We start from the raw sequence: 8,525 nt of genomic DNA, 5'->3' as shown, positions 1-8,525 counted from the left end.
GAAAATAAGTGGAAAAACGTATATAAAAATTAGCTTTGTAATTCAGAAACTGTCTTATTTTGTATTCTTGATTTGAAGTTTAGACTTTTATATAAACGATAAGCGGTTTAAAGTTTTATATACTAATTCCTTATTAATATTATTTAATCTCTATGAAAGAATTGGATTGGAAAGATGAGGCTAAATTTTTCGCTAAGATAAAAGATCGCTATGTTGATGGATTAGACTTTTGTAGAATAGCCTATGATCTATTTGAATATGTTAAAGAGCATGACCAACATGGTTATGAATTGAGAAAAAGGCCTCGTAACATAAAGGAATTAATAGAAGAAATTCTTCCAATTTCAGTATATATAAAAACTAAATATAGATTAGGGAATTACATTCAAGTATGTTGGACATCGCGCACTGCATGTTTTGATGCAGAAATTAAAGTACTTGAGGATACTTATTTTTTAGAAGTAACTTGTGCTGTACATCCTAAGGAATATCTAGTGAGAGAACTACTAGATAAACAAGGATATTGTTATGCAGCTGATGGAGTTGATAAGTCTAACAAAGTTATAAAATCAGAATGTATTAGCTATAATAATTCAAGTTTCATTGAACATTTTATAGATTTAATTGCTCTAAGAATTCATAAGAAAAACAGTAAAAACTACCCAAAAAATACTATTTTAATTATTTGTTGTGAGTTAGATATTATATATTTTTCAAGAGAATGGAGCATCTTAGAAGAAAAAGTTAAAGCTTTAAATATTAAACATAATTTCGAAGAGATTTTTATATATGATAACTTAACTGAAAAATCATTTACTATAAATTAAATTGATTCAACTTATAATACTAGGATAATGATAATGAAGCTCAACTCTTTCTCTCCAATTCCCAAAGAAGATGACGAAATCAATCTACCTGAACTCGTGTACTGGGCATCACTTGGTGATACAGCGCGGGTAAGGCAATTACTCGCAGACGGTATCGATCCGAATCAGAGCGATGAAGAAGGTTACAGTGCCCTTCAGGCTGCTGCTGAAAATGATCATCTGGATGTTGTAAAGCTTTTGGTCAGTAAAGGTGCCGATATCAGTTTTAAAGGCCAATATACGGCACTGGAACTGGCAGAAATGGCACAAAATACACAGATTGTGCAGTACCTAAAAGATTTATAACCATATATAAAAATAACAGCCAAAAAAGAACCCCCTATCATCCTGACAGGGGGTTCTTTGTATTCCGATTATTGTGTCGTTAATGTCCTATTCACGACCACGTCCTGTGTATTTTTATTTTCAATGAGACTTCCTGTCTCTCTATGTTTTGTATCTTAGTTAAAAATTCTTAATCACAACATGGGTGATTCACCATGATGCGTGTAGGCTTTTGCTGACAACGTGATAAAAAAGCACTCCGAAGAGTGCTTTTGATTTACATCAGTTTAATGCCTTGCTGGCCAGCAGGTGTTACCTTAAAGATTTCAACTTCGAAAGTAATATTTTTTCCTGCAAGTGGATGATTAAAGTCGATTTCGGTAATACTGTCGTCGACCGATTTCACCACACCAAATAAGGTGGCTTTCGCTTTATCTTCAAACTCGATCATATGGCCGACAATCGGTCGTTGCTCGAATTTGACCGTATCAAACTTTTGTATGTTTTCTGGATTCCATTCACCAAAAGCGTCTTCTGGTGGTAAATGTACCGTGCGGCGATCACCAGCACGTAATCCAAACAGCGCTTTTTCGAAGCCTGGCAGTAAGTTGCCATCGCCAATGGTAAGGCTAACAGGCGCTTCACGACTGCGGGTATTATCAATTTCAACGCCATTTTCAATGGCCACTGAAAAGTGCAAATCGACTTTTGCACCTTCTTCAATACGAATTTCTTCGTTAGGTTGGATAATCTCAGTCATGTTTGGCTTCTGCACGTTGGATGCGTTGCTTTTCTAGAAAGAACGTATCGATTAACAATAAAATAGTACCCAGAGTGATCGCACTGTCGGCAATATTAAACGCGGGAAAGTGGTGATCTTGATAGAACACATGGATAAAATCGACCACATAACCTAAGGTCACACGGTCAATCAGATTGCCCAATGCACCACCCAAAATCAATGCAATCGCAGCAGGCAGCACAACGGTCTGTTTAGGCATGCGCATCAGCCAAAACACAAAAATGATGGATACAATGCCTGCTAAACCTGTAAATAGATAGTGCTGCCAGCCTCCTGCATCGGACAGAAAGCTAAATGCTGCGCCATAATTATGCAGTAAGGTCCAGTTTAAAAAGGGCAAAACTGGCACCGGATCTGCATAATTTAGATGGGTGCTGGCAATCCACTTGGTCCACTGATCCACCACAATGGCCAGCACAGAAAGTGCGAGCCAAATCAGGTTATGAGGATAAAACTGGAATAAGCCCTTTTTTGCTTGAAGCTTAGGCATATTTTCTCACTTCGCCACTGCCCGTGACGTTAATAATACAACGACCACATAAACCTGGGTGATCTGCATGTGTATTGACATCTGGAAGTACGTGCCAGCAGCGCACACATTTTTCACCTTCAGCCGCAGTCACTTTGACACGTAGGCCATCAAGCTCTGTCGCTTCACCGTGCTCTGCATAGGCATAAACATGCACTTGCGATGTAATCAGTACAAAACGGAGTTCATCACCCAACTGGTTTAAAACGCTTTGAATGTCATCTTTGGCCCAAATTTCAACTTTGGCAGAAAGATTACTTCCCACGATCTTAGCGTTACGTGCCGCTTCAATCTGCTTATTAATTGCTGATTTTACGTTAATTAATGTTTGCCAGTCGGCCTCAGACACCAAGTTTGCACTGCTTGCGACAGGAATATCGTACCACTCGGTAGTAAAGACATATTGCTCGCTTTGCTCTGGAATTAACGGCCATGCTTCTTGTGCAGTGAAGCTTAAGATTGGTGCCATCCAGCGTACAAATGCCTGAACCAAATGATACAAAGCGGTTTGTGCAGAATGACGTGCTTGTGAGTCTGCTTTGGTGGTGTACTGACGATCTTTGATGATATCAAGATAGAAACCACCCAAGTCATTGATACAGAAGTTAGTCAATGCACTGCACACGATATGAAAGTTCATATCTTCGTAAGCTTGCTGAATGGTTTTTTGAACCTCAGCAGCACGTTGCAAGATGTATTGATCCAGTGCAATCAATTGATCGACAGGCAATGCATCTGTAGACGGTTTGAAGCCATTGAGGTTGGCCAGCAAGAAACGCAAGGTATTACGAATACGACGATAACCATCTGAGGCACGGCTGAAAATTTCTTTACCTGCGGTCATCTCATAACGGTAATCACTTGACGCAATCCAGAAACGTAAGCCATCTGCACCCATGTCTTTGATGATGTCTTGAGGGGTAATGATATTGCCTAAAGACTTCGACATCTTACGGCCTTTTTCATCGACCACGAAACCGTGCGTCAGTAAGCCTTTGTAAGGTGCACGCTGATTAATCGCGACAGAAGTGAGCAGAGATGACTGGAACCAGCCACGATGCTGGTCAGACCCTTCAAGGTACAAATCTGCTGGATCGGTTAATTCTTCACGCTGGCGCAAAACCGCATAATGTGTTGTACCTGAGTCAAACCAGACGTCTAGTGTGTCTCGGACTGCATTGTAGTGCGCTGCATCTTCACCAATGAAGTCTTTGGCATCACGGTTGTACCATGCATCGATGCCTTCTTGTTCGATCAGTTTGGCAACTTCTTCGATGAGTTCAGCGGTGCGCGGATGCAATTCATTGGTATCTTTATGTACAAAGAATGGAATTGGAACGCCCCATGTACGCTGACGTGAGATACACCAGTCTGGACGACCTTCAATCATAGATTGAATACGGTTTTTACCCCAATCAGGTACAAAACTGATCTCATTTTCGATAGCATTCATTGCACCGTCACGTAAGCCTTTTTGGTCCATACTGATGAACCATTGCGGTGTTGCACGGAAAATGATTGGTGTTTTGTGGCGCCAGCAATGTGGATAGCTGTGTTTGATCGGTTGATGTGCCCACAAGCGTCCAACACTGCCCAATGCCTCAATGATTTGCGGATTGGCTTTGTAGATGTGCTCACCGGCAAAAATAGGTGCGCTTGGTAAATAAACCCCGTTTCCACCCACTGGGTTATCTACTTTTAAGTTGTATTGCAAGCCAACTTTGTAGTCGTCTGCACCATGGCCCGGCGCGGTATGCACTGCACCCGTACCGCTCGTGGCAATGACGTGTTCGCCCAAGATCACAGGAACCTGACGATCCACCAGTAATGGATGTTGCAGCTTGAGATGCTCAAGTGCTGCACCTTTAAAGTCTGCCAGTACGACTGGATTTTCAAGCTTGTAACGCTCAATCGCCGATTCGACCAGATCTTTGGCCAGAATAAAGTTTTGCAAACCACGTTCGCCTTGAACTTGTACCAGTTGGTAATCAATCTCGGCGTTCAGTGCAACCGCCTGATTGGCAGGTAATGTCCATGGAGTAGTTGTCCAGATCACAATATCGGTTGGTGCGGTGACATCTGCATTGACACGTTGTGCTAAATCGTGAAGATCGACCACGCCAAAACCAACGTCAATGGCGTCGGATTTTTTATCTTCGTATTCCACTTCAGCTTCTGCCAATGCAGAACCACAGTCGATACACCAGTTCACAGGTTTTAAACCAGGTTCGATATGGCCTGCTTTTTGAATTTCACCCAAGGCACGCACAATATCAGCTTCTTGTTTGAAGTTCATGGTCAGGTACGGATCATTCCAGTCACCAAAAACGCCCATCCGGATAAAGTCTTTACGCTGTAAGTCGACCTGACTCATGGCGTAGTCACGGCAGGCTTTACGGAAGCTCGATGCATCGATTTTAACGCCGACTTTACCGACTTTTTCTTCAACTTTAAGTTCGATTGGCAAGCCGTGGCAGTCCCAGCCGGGTACATACGGCGCATCAAAGCCGTCCATCACGCGGCTTTTAATAATGATGTCTTTGAGTACCTTGTTGACTGCATGACCCAAATGAATCTGACCGTTGGCATACGGAGGGCCATCGTGTAATACATATTTTTTCTTGCCAATACGCGATTCACGAATCTTCTGATAAATGTTGTCGGCGTACCACTCTTCTAACCATTTTACTTCGCGTACGGCCAAGTTTGCTTTCATTGCAAATTCGGTGCCCGGTAGGTTTAACGTGGCTTTGTAATCCACTGCATTTTCAGGAGTTTGCTTATCGCTCATGCAAGTCGTCTTCCAGTTCAATCAGCTCGAACGCTGACGTGTTTTACTATCAAAAAATTCGAAATTAAAAAGGGTGTTGTGAATGTTGCTCACGATATTCGAGCAAATCTTCAACATCTTGGTCAATGCCGGCCTTGAGTGCTTCAAGCGAAGGGTAAGGTCGTTCACCATGTAAATAGTGCAAAAACGTCACCCGCATCAATAAGCCATACAGATTAGCAGAAACTTGTGGAAAGTGTACTTCCAATCGCCATTCGGGATGAGTTTGCGCAATGGCAGGACGGGTACCCATATGGCCTGCGCCAAACAGGCTGTCACTTCGATAACCAGCTACGCCGGGTTGCTCCGGATTTTGCGCACGAACTTTTTCATTTAAGGCGGTGGTTTCGCAGACCACGTCTACGGCATAAATGCCACTTAAACAAGGCTTATGGCGCCCAAGACGAACATTGATGGTCGGAAAGTTTAGGGTACGACCAATCTGGTCACCATACTGAACCCGACCAATAATACTATACGGACGCCCCAAAAGCTGCGCAGCCAGTGCCAGATCGCCTTCGGCCAGAACCTGACGGATACGGGTAGAACTGACGCGGTCACCTTCAAAATTGATGGTGTTTAAGTTGGTTACATCAAAGCCGTAATCGCGTAAAAACTCGCTATTGCCTTGACGGTTTTTACCAAAATGAAAATCGTCCCCCAAGACCAGATGCTGGGCATTGAGTTTAAATTTGAGCAAATCTGCAAATTCGGTGGCATTTAGGCTGCGAAAGAACTGATCGAATTTAGCAACCGCAATATAATCGACACCCAGTTCAGTCAAATATTCGACTTTTTCGCGAAGAGAACTGATACGTGGCGGAGCATCGTAGCCTTTAAAATATTCAAGCGGTTGAGGCTCAAAAATCATGACCAGCGTTTTTAATCCCTCAGCCTGAGCCAATGCTTTAAGCTGTGAAATCATCGCTTGGTGTCCCAAGTGAACACCATCAAAATTGCCGATCGTGACCGCAGTTGGAGCTAACTGAAAATCTGGCGATAATGCGTTAAGACGAAGCAACTTCATGAGCGTTAAATACTGAGAATTTTGCAGAGGCTTTATATTGCCATAATCTAACGCATTCGTCTTGTTGTTGTGTTTTTATGCAAAGGAAAACTTTCTCTTTTTATTGTTATAGATCAGTATTTCTAATGTTTTTATGAGTCATTAATCAGTTTTCCTGTTTTTCATGATAAATATACGCACTGCATCGGGTCAATCTGAATCGATCCCATCGGCATATACATAATCCAATACTGCTTGTGATGAAAAAGGATAAATACGTATTTCTATGATCTGATGGATAGGTGATCCTTCATAAAACAGTGTAGTGCACGATTTTTGATATTTCGATTAGGCTTGCTCATAAAAGATTTTCATATGCTATAAAACGGCATAAATTTTGCTGATCATTTCAATCATGATTTTACCAAATGGTTGAAAATGTACTATCAGGTTTATCCAAATATGACCAAAGAGGCCGATTATGTGGTGCTGGCCTCGGGTTTAGGTGGTCATGCCAGTTTCTGGCAACCGCAAATACAGGCCTTGCAAGCATACTTTCATGTGGTGGTCTACGATCAGGAAGGCTGTCATGCCGACAGCGCGGCTTTGCCTAAAGACTATTCTTTTTTTAATCTTGCCGAGCAGGTCGAGCAGTTACTCTGTCATTTGCAGATCAAACGCTTTCATTTTATTGGTCATGCCTTGGGTGGTTTTATTGGCGTGGAATGGGCATATCGATTTGCGCAAACCAGCGCCCAGATGCTCAGTCTGAGTCTGATTAATGCCTGGCAATCTCTCGATGCGCATACGCGGAGATGTTTTACCACTCGGCGCACCTTACTTGAGCAGGCCGGGGCTGAGGCTTACTTACATGCCCAGGCCCTATTTTTATATCCACCCACTTGGATTTCCAGTCATAGCGCGATACTGATTGAACAAGAAGCCAAGTTGCAGCAAGATTTTCCACCACATGGCAACGTTCTGGCGCGCCTAAATGCCTTGATGCACTATGTTTTGGATAAACCGCGCTGTACCGCTCTAGACTCACTTCCGATTTTACTGTTGTGCAATCAGGACGATATGCTGGTGCCCTATACACAATCTTTGCAATTGTATCGGGCGCTGTGTCATGCAGAGCTGGTGATTTTGCCGCAAGGCGGTCATGCCTGTACGGTCACGCAAGCTGGACAGGTCAATACTTGTCTGGTTGAGTTTTTGAATCAAACAGATAATGCTCAGCTCAAATCAGCTTGAATCAGGTACGCGGCAGTACACCATAGAGCATCATGTGCACGGTATGTTCGATCGCGCGCTGATGCATACTTTTATTTTTCAGAGTTTTGCCGGTGACCATGTCCATTTGCGTGCTGAAATCGGCATAGTTTTGGGTAACGGCCCAAATATTCAAGATCAGTAATTCTGGGTCGATCTCTGCCGAGATTTTGCCTTGTTCCTGCCAAGTCTGGATGACTTTGGCTTTACGCTTAAATAGTTTTTTCAGCGGCCCTTTTAGAATTTCCAGAATATGCGGCGCACCCTGAATAATCTCAAGCGCAAACAGTTTGGATGCCTTTGGCTGGGTACGTGAAACTTCAATTTTTTGAATCAGATAATGAGCCAAAGCCTCGGTTGGCTCCAGCTCAACTTCAAGCGTCTGTAAAGGCGCCAGCCATTTTTGTAAAACAGTGGTCAGCACCTCAACGTAAAGTGCTTCTTTATTTTCATAATAATAAAAGATGTTGGACTTATGCATTTGTGCCAATTGTGCAATTTCGTCCAGACTCGCCCCACTAAAGCCATACGTAGAAAAGACATCCAGAGCGGCATTGAGAAGCTGATTACGTTTTTGCGTACTCTTTTTTTGTTCCATTGATTTAACAAACTGGGGAAAGTCAGCTCATTGTAAGGGAAATCGAATGATTTGTGCACAGTTCTTGGCGATTTTCTTTCGCTTTATGTCCGCTTAAGTCGCTCATCTGTTTAGAGATTATCTAGTTTGATTAGGAAGTAAACACATGCTGCATACAACGGGTTGTAGTCGGCTATTTCGCAGCCAGATTTTCTGCTGCGCGATTTTTGCACACTATTGAATCGCTGTACACAAAAACAGTGCATCTGAATGCCACATTATTTTACTAAATGGTAAAAACTGTTTGACCGTATGTTTTTATTAAATATATGAAAAATAATATTTATTTAAAGTTGGC

The 8,525-nt window shown here is 42.5% G+C and carries 8 protein-coding genes; 3 read left to right on the top strand and 5 right to left on the bottom strand.

The annotated features are described in order from the left end of the window. The first annotated feature begins 152 nt into the window (after nucleotides 1-152). Both Aso01_RS11155 and Aso01_RS11150 read left to right on the top strand, forming a co-directional pair. Entirely contained in the window at nucleotides 153-827 is a 675-nt protein-coding gene (locus Aso01_RS11155) for a hypothetical protein (protein WP_004941895.1), read from the top strand. Nucleotides 828-860: 33 nt separating this feature from the next. After that, nucleotides 861-1,172 (top strand): ankyrin repeat domain-containing protein, encoded by a 312-nt coding sequence (locus Aso01_RS11150; protein ID WP_004941891.1) that lies wholly within the window; start codon nucleotides 861-863, stop codon nucleotides 1,170-1,172. A 256-nt stretch (nucleotides 1,173-1,428) separates the two neighbouring features. Here Aso01_RS11150 and Aso01_RS11145 read toward each other — a convergent pair whose 3' ends face one another. The 4 genes from Aso01_RS11145 to ribF form a co-directional block, all read right to left on the bottom strand. Next, nucleotides 1,429-1,911: an FKBP-type peptidyl-prolyl cis-trans isomerase gene (locus Aso01_RS11145; RefSeq protein ID WP_004941888.1), complete on the bottom strand. Its 483-nt coding sequence runs from the start codon at nucleotides 1,909-1,911 to the stop codon at nucleotides 1,429-1,431. After that, nucleotides 1,904-2,443, bottom strand: a complete 540-nt coding sequence (gene lspA, locus Aso01_RS11140; protein ID WP_004941885.1) for a signal peptidase II — start codon at nucleotides 2,441-2,443, stop codon at nucleotides 1,904-1,906. The genes Aso01_RS11145 and lspA overlap by 8 nt, the downstream gene beginning before the upstream one ends. Beyond that, complete coding sequence (gene ileS, locus Aso01_RS11135) at nucleotides 2,436-5,273, bottom strand: isoleucine--tRNA ligase (RefSeq protein ID WP_004941882.1); 2,838 nt, start codon at nucleotides 5,271-5,273, stop codon at nucleotides 2,436-2,438. Before ileS ends, lspA begins: the two co-directional genes overlap by 8 nt. A 64-nt stretch (nucleotides 5,274-5,337) precedes the next feature. Then, on the bottom strand, nucleotides 5,338-6,339 hold the full coding sequence (gene ribF / locus Aso01_RS11130) for a riboflavin biosynthesis protein RibF (RefSeq protein ID WP_004941880.1): 1,002 nt from the start codon (nucleotides 6,337-6,339) through the stop codon (nucleotides 5,338-5,340). Between the two features lie 417 nt (nucleotides 6,340-6,756). On the opposite strand from ribF, the gene rutD reads away from it, so the two are divergent. Then, nucleotides 6,757-7,572, top strand: coding sequence for a pyrimidine utilization protein D (gene rutD, locus Aso01_RS11125; RefSeq protein WP_004941876.1), 816 nt, complete (start codon nucleotides 6,757-6,759; stop codon nucleotides 7,570-7,572). 1 nt (nucleotide 7,573) lies between these two features. On the opposite strand, the gene Aso01_RS11120 is transcribed toward rutD, so the two are convergent. Continuing rightward, complete coding sequence (locus Aso01_RS11120) at nucleotides 7,574-8,188, bottom strand: TetR/AcrR family transcriptional regulator (protein WP_004941873.1); 615 nt, start codon at nucleotides 8,186-8,188, stop codon at nucleotides 7,574-7,576. Nucleotides 8,189-8,525 lie beyond the last annotated feature (337 nt).

It is taken from the genome of Acinetobacter soli, assembly GCF_000760595.1.
Taxonomy (GTDB): Bacteria; Pseudomonadota; Gammaproteobacteria; order Pseudomonadales; family Moraxellaceae; genus Acinetobacter; species Acinetobacter soli.
Note: the sequence above shows the minus strand (reverse complement) of the source record. Positions and strands in the feature narration are given on the sequence as shown.